Here is a 16,425-nt window from a genome sequence, read left to right as displayed (position 1 = left end):
AATTCCATTCGGAAGCAAGGGATAAAAATGAATACTTGAGGGGAATATGCAAAAATAAAAAACGGCCTACTCGCAGAAGGCTGCAAAGTGGACCGTTAAATGATGTAATTACGGAGATATAAGATAAAAGGGATGCTATACTGTATTGCGTTCTATAATACGGTACTCAAGCTTGCGGTGAACGGGTTGTCCATCATTTCGCTGGATCTGATCATAGATAATCCGAAAAGCGGATATGCCCATTTCAGTTAACTGATTATCTACAGTGGTCAGACCTAACGTTCGGCCGATAGGCTGATCATCAAATCCGATGACGGCCAGATCCTCAGGAATGCGGATACCCTTTTTCCAAGCTTCGATGATTAAACCAGCCGCTATATGATCGCCTGCTGAAATAATCAGGGCATCAGGACGATTCTTCATCTGCAGCAGTTGGTGTAGTACGCGGGCACCGTCCTCTTCGGTCACACAGTTATAGATCATCCATTCATCAATGTAAGGATGATCTGTAGCCGCCAGAAAGTCTCTAAAGGCAATTTGTCGGATAGAGCTGCTGCTGCCGTATGGTCTTCCTTCACAGTAGCCAATATGGCGGTAACCTTTATCATTCAAATATTGAAGGCCGCTGCGAAAAGCAGAATAATGCTCAATATATACAGAAGAAAATTGGCGTTCTCCTCTATCCTGACATACCACAATAGGGCCATAAGCTGTATATTCTTCAATAGCTTCTGAGCTCATTGTTGAAGAGACCATAACCACACCGTCAATTTCTTTATTGCGCAGCATCTCAAGCACCTTAATTTCTTCTTCAGTACGATAATCGGTTTGGCACAGAACGAGCCGGTATTGAGCCAGCAGTGCTTCTTGAGCCAAGCCTGCTATAATGACTGAGAAATAAAATAAGTTGGTATACGGAATAATAACAGCTATAGCTTGAGTCCGCCCAGTGATCAGATGCACAGCGTTCATATTACGCGTGTAGTTTAATTTTTCAATTGTAGTTAGAACTGCGGTTCGTTTGACTTCACTTACATAAGGGTGATTATTGAGCACCCGCGAGACTGTTGTCACGGAAACACCAGCCATACGGGCAATTTCTTTAATATTAGCCATTAGAGTACAACAGCCTCCCTTTGGTGCTTGTGTATAGTCATTTTATTTTATCATATTGTCCGCAAATAACCTCCCAAATAAAAAGCTTGCTATGGAATCCATTTCATAAATTAGACTGTAAATGCAAGAGATTACCGGACTAAACCGGCGTAACCACAAGGGCGTGACGGACCGGTAGATCTATTGTATTAATAAAACTAAGCTGTTCGTGAAGCTTTTGGCGATCTGTTCCGAAGCAGCTCCCACACAATAAACAGCAGGACAAGCAGCTGTGGAAGCAAGGTTTCCCAAGTTGGATACATGCCAAGCCAGTTAATTGAAGGCAAGCCCTCTTGTACATGCGCAGGAAGTTTGCCAGCGACCTGAAGCGAGTGAATGCTCTCCCCAAGAAAGCGGAATACTAGGTAATAAATAAGAATTGTAGCTGTACGGAAGAAGGCGGCAATCGGTAATTTTGCACTCAAGGCAATCATTGCATAACCTACAATACCAAGAATAATCAGAGCACATCCAATCCCAAGCAGTAATTGAGACAGCTTGATGGATGGAGCCATGCCCACATAAAAAATAGTAGTCTCTGCACCTTCACGTAAAATCGCAAGCGCTGCAACGGAGGACAGTGACCAAAGGTTTCCTTTGGCCAGCGCGCCATCAACTTGCCTACCCACGTAGTTGTTCCAGTTCGCAGTGTTTGATTTGCTATGCAACCAGCGTCCGATGGTGAGCATCATAACTACCGCGACAAGACCAGTAATCCCTTCAATCATCTCCCGCGCTCCCCCGGAAGCTGCCCGAGAAATGGTATAAGTGAGCACAACAGCCAATCCGATACTTGCGGTGAGGCCGACAGCTGCACCGGACCAGATCCATTTTTGCGCTTTGGCGTTGCCATCACGTTTCAGGTAAGCAAGAAGAGCTGACAAGACGAGAATAGCCTCAAGTCCTTCGCGCAACAGAATCAAAGCGGCATCCCAAGCATTATAAGTGGTCTCACCAGCCAAAGGCGTTAGTTCACTAAGCATATTGTCCATGATGGTTAAAGCTTGATCCAGTTTAGGTGGATTTGAGAGCAGGTAACCTGTGACAGCCGCACTCTCGTTTTCGATATTGTTGTAGACTGTTGGTGAGGCGATCTGGACTTGCCCTTCGGCAGAAGGCCAGGCTACGATGAATTGCTCCATGATGTTAGCGGCCTCTGTGCTGTTATTGTCTTTGGCAGCGGAGGATGCTTTGTTCAGGTAGTTGATTAATCCCTCTATAGAAGCTGGTTCACTGGAAGTGTCCCCAGCGTCAATGGTTTTGCCTTCACTGTAATCAGCCAGCAGCTGATATAGTGCTTCTGCTTCCGATTTCGCCGACGCCTCACGGAGCGGTTCAGCCTGCAGCGCAATCCGCAGCAGGCTTATTCGCGTCTCCAGCAGGCTGTAGACGGCGGAATCGTCCGCCCGGATGTTGCGCTCCGCCGGCTTCCATCCGCTGACGATGTCGCGGTACGCTGCCGCTGCCGCGCTCCAGTCGGCGCTGCGCGCCGCATCCCGCGTGCGTTCCGCCGCGGGCAAAAGCTTCGCCGCCGTCTCGCGTCCGGCGGCTCCAGTGTCACCGCCGACCGTGCCGGAGGCGGCGGTGACGTACGCGTCCACGCTTCTCGCGAGCGTGGACAGTGCGGTTTTGGCGGGCTCGCCGCCGCCCGCCGCAAGGGCTTTCGCCGCGTCTGCAAGCGCGGCGTCAACGGCAGCAGCCGGACCGGCGAGTGCCGGGTCCGGCGTGCCTGTGTTCGCGGTGCGCCACAGCGCAGCGAACACTTCTACATCGGCGGCGGCCGCGTCCCAGCGGCTCTGGCCGGCTTCGACGAGCGCGCTGCCGACCGGCGGCAGGAGCTCGTCGACCGTGCCATCGCCCTCCGCCCCCGCGGGGCTGGAGAGCAAAAGCATACACAAAAAGCCAAAAAGAATCAGCAAGGCAACCTTTGGCATTTGCCGTTTAGGATGCGTAAGAGATAACATCGGGATAATCCCCCTTCAATAATGGACAGCCATAAATTTAGCTTAGTAGTGTTTCCCCGATAAAGCCGCCACTGCGGATACCCGGGAAGCAGGCAAATACCGCGCTGCCGGTGTGAGTCATATATTCGTTCAGGAGATCAGTCTTAGAGAGGCGCTGCTGAATGGCAACGAATTGTTTCATTAAATCACGTTGAAAGCTTATGAATAACAAACCTGCATCAAGCTGGCCCGTGGTGACATCCAAACCGCTGGAAAAAGAGTAGGAGCGGCGCAGCATTTTGACTGTACCGTCACCATGCGCCAATGCGGAGTGTGAATTCGCCGGAATGACAGGTTTCCCGAAAGCGTCCGCCGCTGAAAGATCCAACTCATCGAATTCATCCTTAGCTCCGAGTGGAGCTCCGGTGTGACGATAACGCCCGAAGGTAGCCTCCTGATCACTTAGCGAAGACCGATCCCAGACTTCAATACGCAGACGCACCCGGCGTACCGCCATATAAGTGCCGCCGCTCATCCAAGAAGGACCGTCACTGCTGCTGTTCCAGACCACTTTGTTCATTTCAGCGTTATCAGTTGTATCGGGATTGCCCGTGCCGTCTTTGAAACCCAAAAGATTGCGTGGCGTAGCCCCCTTGGGATCCGCTGCTCCAGTGCGTTGAAAACCTTCCTGTGTCCAGCGTAGTACAGCAGTCCCCCGGGCAATACGAGCCAGATTGCGGATCGCATGAAATGCAACCTGCAGATCATCGGCACAGGCTTGCACACAAATATCCCCGCCACACCATTTCGGATCAAGATTGTCACCCGCAAATGCCGGAAGATCGGCCAATAGGGCTGGGCGTTTCGAAGCTAAGCCGAATCTTTCATCAAAAAAGGAAGGGCCAACACCAAAGGTCAGCGTACACCGTGCAGGGTTTAGCCCGTCCGCTTCCCCGGTGTCTGAGGGCGGAAGATTGGGATTGTCATTTACGTCACCAATAAGCTCGCCAGTAGTAAGAGCGGCAGCGGCAGTGGTCCATGCTTGCATTAGTTTTTTCACATCGGCCAGTTTGGTTGTGGTGAAATCAAAGGCAGCAAAATAAATAAAGTTTTGTGCAGGTGTCAAAATTCCCGCCTGATGGCTCCCATAAAAAGGAATGGAACTGGAATCACCTTCTGCGGCTTTCGTTGGCTCAGCTACAGCATTACGCGCAGCTATAATTCCACCGACACCTCCGCCCCCTAACAAAAGACCAAGGCCAGTGGCGCCAGTAAGCCGCAGCATATCGCGGCGGCTTAATTTTTTACCAAATATAGGCTCATTCTTCGATTGATCATTAAGAGGGGGACTTTCAGGATTACCTGGTACTCCAGTGAACTTGTTATGTTTATTCATGAGGGTCACACTCCTAGAATAGTTCCCATGTTGGACAATGGCTCAGCCAAGGCGTCCAAATTCTGACTCAGTTTACGTACTTCATCTTCTTTCAGCTCTTCATAGGAAACATATCCATCTCCGGATTTGAAAGGGGCAAGCTCAGCTTGCAAGGCAGCGAATCGTTCACCAATGGTTTTTTCAAGATCGGCATCCTTTTTAGCTAGTTCTGGTTTTAACAGCTCGTATATCTTTTGCGCGCCCTCAACGTTTGCGACGAAATCATACAGGTCTGTGTGCGAGTAACGTTCTTCCTCTCCGGTTACTTTGGAGGAGGAGACTTCATTTAAAAGCTCAACAGCACCAGTTACGAGCAGATTCGCGTCGATCTCAACGGTCTCAACTTTCGCACGTAACAGCTGTGCATCCTTCAACAATTGGTCAGCAACTTCTGTCATATCTTTAGTTGTATTGTCCTGCCAGAGTGCTTTCTCAAGCTTGTGGAAACCGCGCCACTCTGCCGCATCTACATCATTTTCCCGGGCATCGATATTTGGGTCCAAATCGCCAAGTGCTTCTGCAATAGGCTCAATCCGTTCATAATACATGCGGGCAGGAGCGTAGAGCGCCTTAGCCTCATCAATCTTGTCCTCTTTTACAGCGTTGGTGAAACTCTCTGTTTGCTTCACAAATTCATCACATTGCTGGATGACGTATGTACGATATGAATCTATAGCTGACGTAAAGTCAGCGGTGGCAGTCTCCGGTGCAGTGGTAGCCGTAGCAGTCTCCGGTGCAGTGGTGGCTGTAGTGCTGTTAGCAGCAGTATTTGTAGAATTGTTGTTATTGGTACATCCGGTAAATAGTATGGAGGCTGCAAGCAGACCTGCAGGCACCGCATAAGTAAATTTCATTAAAAAAACACCCCTTTTTTATATCTAAATGATAATCGTTATCAATTATGCTGGACTTATCATAAGTCCGTATACAATTACTGTCAATATAAAAATGTGATGTATCTCATTGTAATAATTGCCCGACAAAAAAACTCCCAGGGTTGGGAGTATGGTTTGTGGTAATGTATCCGATTACAATTGAAAAAGCAGAATAGTAACCGACCCAGCGAACGTACACAGTACTATGTAATCGGCCCAACTATTCTCTTCGCATATTCAGCAACAACGAACTCAGCTCTAGCCCCAGCGAACCTTTGCGCGTACGCAGCAGTAAAGGCCCCAGCGAACCTTTATGCGTACGCAGCAGTAACCGCCTCAGAGAACGTTTATGCGTAGTCAGCAGTAACCGACAAGTTGATCTTTGGGCATACGCAGTAACTAAAGGACTCAGATGACACTAAATGCAGCATTATTCGTTATTTGAGTCGCTATCGGACCGCATAGTCACTATTGACTTGAAAAGTACCGAATATGGGCCTGTTTCTAAGGAATAGCGTCACTGGAGTCCGAAACTTCGCTCAAAAGACGACAAATTTGCAAATAACGCCATCTGGGTCCGAAAGCCTCAGTTGGGGCTGATGAATACACTATTGGAGCGGGCAGCCGACGGTCCACAACATAAAGCAGCGATTCCCATTAATGGCGAATCGCTGCTCTATATTGTTTACGATGTTTAAATGAAGCGAACCGTCTCATTTATAGTTAATTAAGCTGTTAATGCGACAGTCCCATTCTTTGAAGGTTTGATCTGCTTAAGAATAAGATCAAAGGTCATCTGCTTTTTATCGTTCATTATGGGATTCATGATCGGCAGAGGGTTGGTTTTCGAACACTTCTGCAGCTTCCTCTGCAGAAAATTCAGGTTCGAATTTACCTACGAGTGGTAATTTGTTTAATTTCGTTGTTTGTACTTCTGCTTTGGTGGGTTGATTGTTTTTTGAATGGCTCATACATACACCTCCTTTAATAAGGAACAACAAACCGTAGTTTGCCCTGAAAAAAGATGTTCTTATTCATGAAAATTTCAGGATTTTGCATTTGAATGAACTAAGCCCATTTTATAATTGTTACAGCACCATTAACATCAACAATACATAATATGTTTTGACTGTATCCCTTTACCTTGTTATACCAAACAAACCCAGGGCAAGGAGGGGTGACACCATTGAAGGGGAACGAACACCACAGCAAATTTCTGTTGACTCATCGTGAGCGCGAAGTTTTTGAGCTTCTCGTGCAGGACAAAACGACTCGTGATATCGCTGGCTTATTATTTATCAGCGAAAAAACAGTTCGAAACCACATTTCCAATGTAATGCAAAAACTAAACGTTAAAGGCCGTTCACAAGCGGTTGTCGAGCTGATCAAGCTTGGGGAGCTGAAAATATAGCTGGCCATGTCTTCGGAAGTGACGCGTTTAAGCCTTCTTTTGCTCTTCGGGGCAAAGGGAGGTTTTTTGTTTACGCACCAAAAGCAACTGAAGAGTGAGTTAGATCACCGTATGATTTTTATGACATGATAAATTAGAGATATTAAGGTAGTTCAGGAGGATCTGTTATGACCAGATATGAACAACAAAGAAATTTTCTGAAATCCAATTTTCATGAATTCAAACATATCAAAACAGATAAGATCAAGGGAATTGCACAACCGCCAATTGTTAAGCCATTTGATTCAGATTCACTAATTATTGATTTGCCCAAGGTCAGCAAAGACGTTGTGAGTAAAGAAAATATTTTTGATTGTATAGATCAAAGAAGAAGTACACGGTTCTATTCTGAGGAAACTATGAGTCTGGAGGAGTTATCCTATTTATTATGGGCTACCCAAGGGATTAGCGGTATGAATAAGAACGGACTTACGCTGCGGACTGTACCCTGCAGTGGGGCGACGCACACCTTTGAAACCTATTTAATGATTATGCGGGTAGAGGGTATTGGGCAAGGGATCTACAGATATCTGCCTGTGGAACATAAGCTCTTATTTATGTTTGAATTAGATCAACTTGAACAAAAGATTGATGCTATTACTTTGGATCAGCCCTTTGTCCCTAACTTTGCCAAAAAGGCTTCTGTATTGTTTGCCTGGAGTACCACACCCTACCGCTCCGAATGGAAGTACGATATTTCTGCTCACAAAAAAATCCTCATCGATGTTGGACATGTCTGCCAGAACCTTTATTTAGCCAGCGAATCCATCGGTGCAGGTGCTTGCGCAATTGGAATCTATGATCAAAAGTTGATAGATGAGATTTTAGAATTAGACGGCGATGAAGAATTTGTTATCTATCTTGGTGCAGTTGGCAAGAAACGAGAATAGCTAGGAATGCTAGATATGTCTTTGAAGTGATGCGTGTAAGCCTTTTTCACCCTTCGGGGTGGGGAAGGTTTTTTGTTTATATTCCAGCTTATTTGCCCAACTGCTCAGTTTGAACGAAGAGGAAATCGTAATGTTTAATTGATAATCATTCTCATTGCATATATAATTAACCCAAAGTAAGAGGAAGCAGGGATGAGCATGGAGCGAAGCAATGGACTGAAAGAAGCAGAAACGATTGATGCCCATAAGACGCTTACATGTGAAGGGGTAGATTATAATTACCGTTTTAATGGGGCTCATTTTGAGATTAAACCCCCAGTCGAAATAGGGGAAGGCAGTTGCCGCAGCCTGCTTAGCCATGGGTATATCCAGATGACAGATTTTAATCTCCGGTTTAATCGGGATATCGAAGCAAAGGGCAATTTTAGCACTCCGCGTACGGAGCTGGCTTTCTGCATAGGGCATGGCATTGAGTGGGGGACTTCGCTGAAATCGGACTATTTTGTTATAGATACGGGAGAAATTGCGCTGTTTCATGGCGGGGTAAGAAGTGAAAACTGCACATACCTGAGTGGGGCGGGGTACCGATTCATCAGCATAGATATGAGCCCGGCACAATTTGAGCGGATGACCAGTGGTCTGACCGAAGATACACGGCTTCGCATTGGAGCTGGTGCGGGTTTGTTTTTTGGAAAAAATAACATCACACCATCCATCCGCTTCATTCTGTCGCAGATTGCGGATTGTTCCTATAGCCATGGCATGCGTGAACTTTATCTGGAGGGCAAAATGCTGGAGCTAATGGCTGTCTATCTCAATGAATCTTTATATGAAGCAGAGCGGATTCCGTGCTCGGTCAAGCTGTCCAGAGAGGATATGGAGAGCCTGCGGCTCGCTAAGGAGATTTTGCAGCGTGATTATTTGCACCCGCCAACGCTTGCAGGCCTTTCTCGCATTATATGCCTCAATGAGTTTAAGCTGAAAAAGGGCTTTAAGGAAATGTTTGGTTATACCGTGCATGCTTACGTTATCGAACAACGGATGCAGAGAGCGCAGCAGCTGCTGGAACAAGGGAGTATGACTGTAAGTGAAGCAGCCTCCAGGGTTGGATACGGTAATGTGAGTCATTTCTCGGCAGCCTTCCGCAAAAAGTTCGGTGTGCGTCCAGGAGAATATCTGATCAGCGGCAGGCAGCGTCTCTTCGGTATTAAGTTGTAAGTCCGTATCCTCCTGCACAGATGCTCCTGTTTTGGTTAATTATAATCCCTTAAACGGTAGCAATCGTGAACAACGTTCCTATACACTAGTGCACAGAGAATCATTCTCAGTGCACTTTTTTTTGTGCGTAATTACCAAGAGTGGGGGAACAGCTGTGAGTAAAACCAAAACCGGCATGCCAAGGCTGCTGGAGATCGCCGGAGAGAAGCGAGGTTTGCTGCTCTTGTCCGGAATATTGTCATCTGTCAGCGCTGTATTAATGCTGATTCCGTTTTTGTCTGTTTATTTCATTTTGGCAGAGCTGCTGCGCCATGCTTCATCGCCTGGACAGGTCGACGGTGCGTATATGATCCGCTGGGGGTGGATTGCACTTGGAGGGTTAATCGGAGGGCTGGTGACTTCGTATTGTGGTATTATGTGCTCGCATATTGCGGCTTTTCGAATTCAATATAATTTGCGTGTGCGAATGACCGAGCATTTGGGCAGATTGCCGCTCGGTTTCCTGAATGGGACATCAACTGGCGTGGTCAAGAAAACGCTAGAGCAGAATGTCGACAAGGTGGAAAATTTCGTAGCGCATCAGCTTCCCGATTTAGTCAGCGTGCTGGCTTCTACGGTGCTGATGATCGTGGCGATGTTTTGGCTTAGTCCGCCGTTGGCGGTAGCTTGCCTGCTGCCGATAATTATAGGATTAGGTGTGCAGTCAGCGCTTATGATGAGCAGCAGAGGCAAGGCCAGTGTGAAGCAGTATCATGATTCGTTGGAGCAGATCAATACTTCGGCGGTGCAGTATGTACGGGGGATGCCGGCGGTTAAGGTGTTCGGGCAGACGGTGCATTCTTTCAGAAAGTTCTACAGTGATATGACCAGCTACTGCGATTATTGTCTGGAGTATACGGACCGTTATCAAACAGGTTATATCTTATTCAAAACATTGCTGGCGTCACCGTTTACCTTTATTTTGCCGGTGGGCATCTTCATGCTAAGCGGTCGACCGGATTCCATGTCTTTTGCGCTTGTGCTGCTGTTCTTTCTAATTATGGCGCCCGGCGTTTCATCTCCGCTCTACAAGCTACTTCTGCTGGCTTCAAGCACTCGGGATATTGGCGAAGGCGTGGAGCGGATGGACCGTCTCTTGGCACAGCAGCCTGTACCAGAAATAGCAGAACCGCTATCCCCGCATACTTTTGACGTTGAATTTGTGGATGTAACCTTCTCCTACAGTGAAGATGCAGGGACTGCAGCGGCGCTCAGCGAAGTCTCATTCCGTGCGGAACAAGGGAAGGTTACAGCGCTGGTAGGGCCGTCAGGTTCGGGAAAATCGACGGTGGCCAGCTTGGTGCCGCGGTTCTGGGACCCGCAAGTGGGTGCGATCCGTATCGGTGGAGTCGATATTCGCCATATGGCAATCCATGAATTAATGAATACAGTTGCTTTTGTATTTCAGGAAACCTTCCTGTTCTATGACACTTTGTATGAGAATATTGCTGTCGGCAAACCGGGAGCGACTCTGGAGGAAGTCCAGGCTGCAGCCAGAGCGGCACAATGCGACGAGTTCATTACTCGGCTGCCGCAGGGATACGATACGTTAATTGGTGAAGGCGGTGTCTATCTCTCGGGTGGTGAGGAGCAGCGCATTGCGGTAGCTCGGGCTATTCTCAAAAATGCACCAGTGCTCGTGCTCGACGAAGCGACTGCTTTTGCCGACCCGGAAAATGAGTTTCATATGCAGTTAGCACTTACGGAGCTTATGCGCGGCAAGACGGTTATTGTCATTGCTCACCGACTCTCCTCTATACGTGAAGCTGCACAAATTCTGGTGCTGAGGGATGGAGAAATCGTGGAACGTGGAGAGCACGCAGGTTTGATTGAGGCGGACGGGCTTTACGCCAAAATGTGGCATGCCTACAGTGACGCCGGAGATTGGCATATGGAAAAAGGAGGGGATCAGCTATGAAGGTATTGCATAATATTACTGCCGGCAAACCGCAGCAGTTGCTGAAGCCTGTACTTTTTTCCTTGCTGGCTAATCTAGTTAGTGTGCTTCCGTTCGCGCTTGTAATTGAGGCGGTGCGGTTGATTTTTGCTCCTTATATTACTGTGGGCGCAGAACTTCAGACAGAACGCCTTTGGTGGATCTGCGCAGGGCTTGTCGCCGTCATGGTGCTGATGTTCCTGAGTGAGATTCCCGCCTATCGCACCGCTTACCGCGGGGCATACAATGTTGCTGCACAGGGACGTGCGGAATTAGCAGAACATCTGCGGAAGCTTCCGCTGGGTTACCTGACTCGCCGGGACCCAGGTGATTTAGCCAATATGATGATGGGCGATTTCACGCTCGTTGAGACGGGCATTTCACATCTGCTGCCACAGCTTGCGGGGGCTTTTGTACTGCCGATATTTGCACTTGCTGGTTTACTGTTTCTGGACTGGCGGATGGCGATTTCCATGTTCGTAGCGCTGCCGGTTGCTCTTCTGATCATGTATATATCGGGCAAGCTGCGGCGGAGACTCGGAGCGGATCATATGAAGGCCAAGCTGAACGCTGCGAACCGATTGCAAGAATACTTGAACGGCATACGGGTGATGAAGGCCTATAATCTGACGGGAGAACGATTTGTCCGTCTGGATAACTCTTTTAAAACTTTGATGAAGGAAAGTGTGAAGCTGGAAGGGATGTTCGGTCCGGTTATTCTAACCGCTATGGCTCTTCTCCGTGCGGGGCTGACCTTAATGATATACGTAGGTGTTCATCTATTATTAGGCGGGGAGCTCGGTATTTTGCAGTTGGCAGTATTCCTTATTGTCGGCACACGAATCTATGATCCATTGACCACGGCGCTAGCCAATTATGCCGAATTCCGCTACAACGAACAAGCGGGTGAACGTATAGTAGACCTGCTGCGCCAGCCGGTAATGACAGGTGCTACGAGTCCTCTTCCTAAAAGCAGCACCATTAGGTTTGACAATGTAACCTTCAGCTATGGAGGAGAGCCTGTTCTCAAAAATTTAAGTCTGGAAATGCCGCAAAGTTCACTGACTGCAATTGTGGGTCCGTCAGGCAGCGGCAAGAGTACAGTGCTGCGCCTGATCTCACGTTTCTATGATCCTGAAAAAGGGAGTGTTCTGCTAGGTGGGCGCAACATCAAGGAGATTGATCCAGAACATCTGCTAGGATCCGTATCGGTGGTGTTTCAGGATGTGTACCTGTTTCAAGATACCATTGGGAACAATATTGCTTTTGGGCGGCCGGGGGCGTCGCAGCGGGATATTCAGCAGGCAGCGGAAATGGCTCACTGCCATGGTTTCATCATGAAATTACCGCTTGGTTATGATACGCCGGTAGGCGAAGGCGGAAGCACGCTCTCCGGAGGGGAGAAGCAGCGGATCTCCATTGCCCGTGCGATTCTCAAGAACGCTCCAATTGTGCTGTTGGATGAAGCTACTGCATCGCTTGACCCGCAGAATGAGGCCGAAATCCAGAAAGGAATTGATGCGTTGATTACGGGCAGGACCGTCATTGTTATCGCTCACCGGCTGAAAACCATACGCGGTGCGGACAACATTATCGTACTGGAAGACGGTCAGCTGGTAGAGCAGGGACGACATGATGCCTTACTGCTGCGCGGCGGATTGTACGACCGGCTCTGGAAGCTGCAACAGCAGTCCGTTGGATTCCGCATCACATCTTAGGCAATGCTCAGCACATTTTAGGAGGGAAACGTATGCCTATAACAAAGGATGAATCCACTTGGCCGATCATAAGCCTTAGTTTGGGGGAGGCGTTTGATCAGGAGACAGTAGAAGAATATATCGCTTATTGGGAAGAGCTGCTCGCGCGCCGATCTGCCTTCGGCCTGCTGATGGTGCATTCCGCAGAGAAAAACACACGTCCAGAGCGTGCGGTCACACAGCTGTATATGAACTGGTGCAAGATGAACAAGCGGGAAATCGCCCAATATTGTTCAGGCATCGCGGTCGTAATGCAGAATGCTAAGTTGCTTGCTGTCTACAAGCCAGTTACAGCGTTGTCCACTAAAAGAACCTACGGCTGCCCCGGAGGTGCTTTCTCCGGAGAGGCTGAGGCGATAAGGTGGCTGGAGGAGCAGTTGGCTAAGGCACCCTCGGGTACGAAAACCTAATATAGCTGCCCATAATTTGGGGATACACATTTAAGCTTTCTTCACCCTTTAGGGTGGGGAAGGCTTTTTTGTCTAGAAAGATAAGAATCCGCCAACCCCTCACAACCAACGTGTCAGAGTAAGCTTTTTAAATATAAACGGGGTGTGTTGGATGAAGATAAATAATAATTATTTGAAAGAACAATTAAAACATGTATATTGGCTAAATGGTGGACCTTGTGCTGGAAAGACTACTATGACCAAGAAGTTTGTAGAGGAATTAGGTTTTCAAACATTAGGGGATGATCTCTTAAAATATAGACCATTCTCTAGCCCTATGGAATATCCTGCCCTTCAATTCCCTAATCCTAGTTTAGATTGGAATAAGTGGTTTAATAAACCTGTAGATGAACATTGCCAATGGTTATTTCAAGTGGTCGAAGAGATACCGTTTATCCCGGAAAAGAGAATGATATGTTTTTATACGTCCGATGCGGAGATAGAGAGATTATATTACTTTAGAGAAGACCATAAGATGATTCTGGACTGCATTAACGCTTATACGTTAAATCCAGAAGAAACAATTAAACACAGTAATAAATCTATGATTAAGTTCTCCAATGAAATAAAGAGCGCTTGCACTAAGCTGGGCATCAAAACCATAGAAAGAACACTAAATATGAGCGTAGAAGAACAATTTAGGTTAGTTCGTGAACATTTTAAAATGTAGGGATGACTGTAAGGTATACCTACTCAAAGAAACCATTCCTAGAAAAGTACACAGGTGTGCCCGTATAATAAATAGGAGTAAGTAATTGGAAGTAGACTGATGATGAGGGGAGAGAAGACATGTTTTTCTTTAAGAAAAATAAAGGCATCACAAAAGAGGAACTGCAGGCCCTGGTTGAAGGCTTGGAGCAGGCTTATATGGATAAGGATGAAGAAGGTTTGAGCAAAAGATTTCATCCAGATAAGAGGGGAATGTCCTTTTTAAATCACTTTCAATTAATGATGACATTTCAAATCTATAATATAAAATCTGAAATTCTCGAATTTGAATTGCTGTCAATGGATGCTACTAAAGCAGTCTTTACATACACTCGGAAGCATATTCATACCTGTATCAACCCCGCCGATGAACGTGAGGAAAAAAGAAATCAAATTATCAGTTATTACGTTGAGGCTGTGAAGGAGAATGGTTCAATTTGGATTACGAGGTACAGCCCTTATAGCACGATTTTTGTAGATAAGAAGGGTGATTTCCTTAGTGGTGTGGATGCGGTCATTCCTCCTGGAGAAGAGATCAATTCAGGTATTGTGCGATTCATCCCGTATTTTCAGCTTAATAGCTATGTACCTGCAACATTCCATGTCTACAGTAACAGTCAATTTATCGGATATTATCCGCTAGGAGAATACCATCGGTACGAACCTTCGCATACGTTCACGATTAATTATTTTGATAAGATAGAGGCATCTTCTGTAGAGAAGCATACAGCGGATTATATCTCCCAAGAGACCTTGTTGACCGCTCAAGTACTGCATCAGACTGATAATAGCTCTGTAGTGGAGACGCAGTTGATGAACAATAATGTATTAGAGCATGAACTTGTTACCAGCCTGCTTACGAAGGATGGGTTCTATATGATTAGATTTCTGTATGACAAAGGGGAGCCGATACCGCCACAGGAGCGAGAAAAGTGGAAGCGTGAGATGGTCACTTTAGTAGAAAAAGAGCACAGCAGTTAACACAGAAACTTGCCGTTACAGACAGCACGCGAACTGTATCCTAAGTAACGATAAGTTTTTTTGGGAATAATGAGAGAAAAGGAGAGATGGAAATGTCCTATATCGTTGATTTTAAAAATGTGTCTACGGTTGGTTTAGAATCTTCACCAGTAGTAGATGCGCTTGCTGGTCTGCGTGCTAATGAGGCCCGTTATTTTATGAATAAATACAAGCATGAATTTACGGCTGTACAAGCCAGCGAAAGTCAGGAGACCCTTGATTATGTGAACCGAATTTTAAAAGAAGAACGTGATATTGAGTTTGCGGCCAAGCCTTTAGAAACGTCGCGTTTTCAAGTGGAAAATATTAAATTTGCTTATGTCTTTTATGAGGATGGCCTTGCGGTCAACGTTATGTATACGGTGGATGACCCTAAGAAGCGAGCCGTTGGTTTTAAGCTTTCTGAGGGGATGGAGATCCCAAAGGAGCTAGAAGAGAAGTTTAAGTTTGCAAGGCAGAAGTCCAAACTAGCTGGAACAATTCGGGGTTCGTTTTTTGTAATTAAAAAAGAATACTAAAGTAAGCAAAATTGCAACATAATCAATGAGAGGGCCATTCTGTAAAAGGATGGCCCTAAACCTTGCCAGTATAGATAATTTGCGTAGGTTATCTATGGGAATGGACTCTCATTTAAGAGGCCGATTTATTATATAGAGCAACGAAAACTGGAGTAGCGTGCGCTTCACCATTTTTTTGTATGAGTAGCTAAGATGCTGGAATGTACGGTATAAATCCCGTAGAAAAGAGCTGAGGTAGCTGAGACGGTGAAATGTATGGGATAAATCCCGCAGATAAGAGCTGAAGTAGCTGAGACGGTGGAATGTACGGTATAAATCCCGTAGAAAAGAGCTGAGGTAGCTGGGACGGTGAAATGTACGGTATAAATCCCGTAGAAAAGAGCTGAGGTGGCTGGAATAGTAGAATGTACGGTATAAATCCCGTACAAATGAGTTGAGGTGGTTGAGATGCTGGAATGTACGGTATAAATCCCGCAGATAAGAGATGAGGTAGCTGAGATGCTGGAATGTACGGTATAAATCCCGTAGAAAAGAGCTGAAGTAGCTGAGATGCTGGAATGTACGGTATAAATCCCGTAGAAAAGAGCTGAAGTGGCTGGAATAGTGAAATGTACGGTATAAATCCCGTACAAATGAGTTGAGGTGGTTGAGATGCTGGAATGTACGGGATAAATCCCGTAGAAAAGAGCTGAAGTGGCTGGGACGGTGAAATGTACGGGATAAATCCCGCAGATAAGAGCTGAGGTGGCTTGGCTATATCGACTTGGTTGGAGACTCTCCGGGGGCATCAGATTTGATCCATTCAAATGTGTTCGACAAGCCACCTATCATTTGACAAAACATGGAAGATGTTGGATGCGGTCAAAAACAATCGAATTATTGAGATTGATATGGAAAAATATTTTGCAGCAGATTCATACTCCTCCTTGTTACAAGCTGAAGATATCGCCGACAAATTATCGAAGCTGGCTTCATCAGAATAACTTATTGGATTGAACCTACCTGAAGTCATCTAAATAAAAGACGAAGCCT

At 46.6% G+C, this 16,425-nt stretch carries 16 protein-coding genes; 10 read left to right on the top strand and 6 right to left on the bottom strand.

Translation table 11 applies throughout. The annotated features are described in order from the left end of the window. Positions 1-135: 135 nt before the first annotated feature. The 5 genes from NSQ66_RS24850 to NSQ66_RS24830 form a co-directional block, all read right to left on the bottom strand. Entirely contained in the window at positions 136-1,116 is a 981-nt protein-coding gene (locus NSQ66_RS24850; RefSeq protein WP_076141523.1) for a LacI family DNA-binding transcriptional regulator, read from the bottom strand. A 197-nt stretch (positions 1,117-1,313) separates the two neighbouring features. Continuing rightward, positions 1,314-2,918: an FTR1 family protein gene (locus NSQ66_RS24845; RefSeq protein WP_249267721.1), complete on the bottom strand. Its 1,605-nt coding sequence runs from the start codon at positions 2,916-2,918 to the stop codon at positions 1,314-1,316. Positions 2,919-3,156: 238 nt separating this feature from the next. Continuing rightward, positions 3,157-4,494, bottom strand: coding sequence for an iron uptake transporter deferrochelatase/peroxidase subunit (gene efeB, locus NSQ66_RS24840; protein WP_076141524.1), 1,338 nt, complete (start codon positions 4,492-4,494; stop codon positions 3,157-3,159). A 5-nt stretch (positions 4,495-4,499) separates the two neighbouring features. Continuing rightward, on the bottom strand, positions 4,500-5,387 hold the full coding sequence (efeO, locus tag NSQ66_RS24835; protein ID WP_038573125.1) for an iron uptake system protein EfeO: 888 nt from the start codon (positions 5,385-5,387) through the stop codon (positions 4,500-4,502). 824 nt (positions 5,388-6,211) lie between these two features. Continuing rightward, positions 6,212-6,379 carry a hypothetical protein gene (locus NSQ66_RS24830; RefSeq protein WP_169744806.1) on the bottom strand — a complete coding sequence of 56 codons (168 nt, stop codon included), beginning with the start codon at positions 6,377-6,379 and terminating at the stop codon, positions 6,212-6,214. A gap of 215 nt (positions 6,380-6,594) precedes the next feature. Between NSQ66_RS24830 and NSQ66_RS24825 the strand changes: the two genes are divergently transcribed. The 9 genes from NSQ66_RS24825 to NSQ66_RS24785 all read left to right on the top strand — a co-directional run bounded on the left by NSQ66_RS24825 (position 6,595) and on the right by NSQ66_RS24785 (position 15,393). Next, entirely contained in the window at positions 6,595-6,819 is a 225-nt protein-coding gene (locus NSQ66_RS24825; protein WP_019908812.1) for a LuxR C-terminal-related transcriptional regulator, read from the top strand. 167 nt (positions 6,820-6,986) lie between these two features. Then, positions 6,987-7,748 (top strand): SagB/ThcOx family dehydrogenase, encoded by a 762-nt coding sequence (locus NSQ66_RS24820; protein ID WP_038573123.1) that lies wholly within the window; start codon positions 6,987-6,989, stop codon positions 7,746-7,748. A gap of 192 nt (positions 7,749-7,940) precedes the next feature. Continuing rightward, positions 7,941-8,966 carry an AraC family transcriptional regulator gene (locus NSQ66_RS24815; RefSeq protein WP_076141525.1) on the top strand — a complete coding sequence of 342 codons (1,026 nt, stop codon included), beginning with the start codon at positions 7,941-7,943 and terminating at the stop codon, positions 8,964-8,966. 175 nt (positions 8,967-9,141) lie between these two features. Next, on the top strand, positions 9,142-10,923 hold the full coding sequence (locus NSQ66_RS24810) for an ABC transporter ATP-binding protein (RefSeq protein WP_076141560.1): 1,782 nt from the start codon (positions 9,142-9,144) through the stop codon (positions 10,921-10,923). After that, a complete protein-coding gene (locus tag NSQ66_RS24805) occupies positions 10,920-12,659 on the top strand; it encodes an ABC transporter ATP-binding protein (RefSeq protein ID WP_076141526.1) in 1,740 nt (579 codons plus the stop codon). The genes NSQ66_RS24810 and NSQ66_RS24805 overlap by 4 nt, the downstream gene beginning before the upstream one ends. Positions 12,660-12,691: 32 nt before the next feature. Continuing rightward, positions 12,692-13,108 (top strand): hypothetical protein, encoded by a 417-nt coding sequence (locus NSQ66_RS24800; RefSeq protein ID WP_036679675.1) that lies wholly within the window; start codon positions 12,692-12,694, stop codon positions 13,106-13,108. Between the two features lie 151 nt (positions 13,109-13,259). Then, positions 13,260-13,817: a hypothetical protein gene (locus NSQ66_RS24795; RefSeq protein ID WP_038573121.1), complete on the top strand. Its 558-nt coding sequence runs from the start codon at positions 13,260-13,262 to the stop codon at positions 13,815-13,817. A gap of 119 nt (positions 13,818-13,936) precedes the next feature. Next, positions 13,937-14,836 carry a hypothetical protein gene (locus NSQ66_RS24790; protein ID WP_038573120.1) on the top strand — a complete coding sequence of 300 codons (900 nt, stop codon included), beginning with the start codon at positions 13,937-13,939 and terminating at the stop codon, positions 14,834-14,836. Positions 14,837-14,928: 92 nt separating this feature from the next. Continuing rightward, complete coding sequence (locus tag NSQ66_RS24785) at positions 14,929-15,393, top strand: hypothetical protein (protein ID WP_038573119.1); 465 nt, start codon at positions 14,929-14,931, stop codon at positions 15,391-15,393. A 164-nt stretch (positions 15,394-15,557) separates the two neighbouring features. Here NSQ66_RS24785 and NSQ66_RS24780 read toward each other — a convergent pair whose 3' ends face one another. Continuing rightward, the gene (locus NSQ66_RS24780; RefSeq protein ID WP_339192245.1) at positions 15,558-16,199 is read right to left on the bottom strand and encodes a hypothetical protein; all 642 of its coding nucleotides are present in this window, start codon (positions 16,197-16,199) and stop codon (positions 15,558-15,560) included. On the opposite strand from NSQ66_RS24780, the gene NSQ66_RS24775 reads away from it, so the two are divergent. Continuing rightward, positions 16,200-16,376, top strand: coding sequence for a hypothetical protein (locus NSQ66_RS24775; protein ID WP_170914231.1), 177 nt, complete (start codon positions 16,200-16,202; stop codon positions 16,374-16,376). It abuts the gene before it with no gap. Positions 16,377-16,425 lie beyond the last annotated feature (49 nt).

Source organism: Paenibacillus sp. FSL H3-0329, assembly GCF_037963285.1.
GTDB classification, from domain to species: domain Bacteria; phylum Bacillota; class Bacilli; order Paenibacillales; family Paenibacillaceae; genus Paenibacillus_AQ; species Paenibacillus_AQ odorifer.
This window is presented reverse-complemented; position numbering and strand designations above follow the sequence as displayed.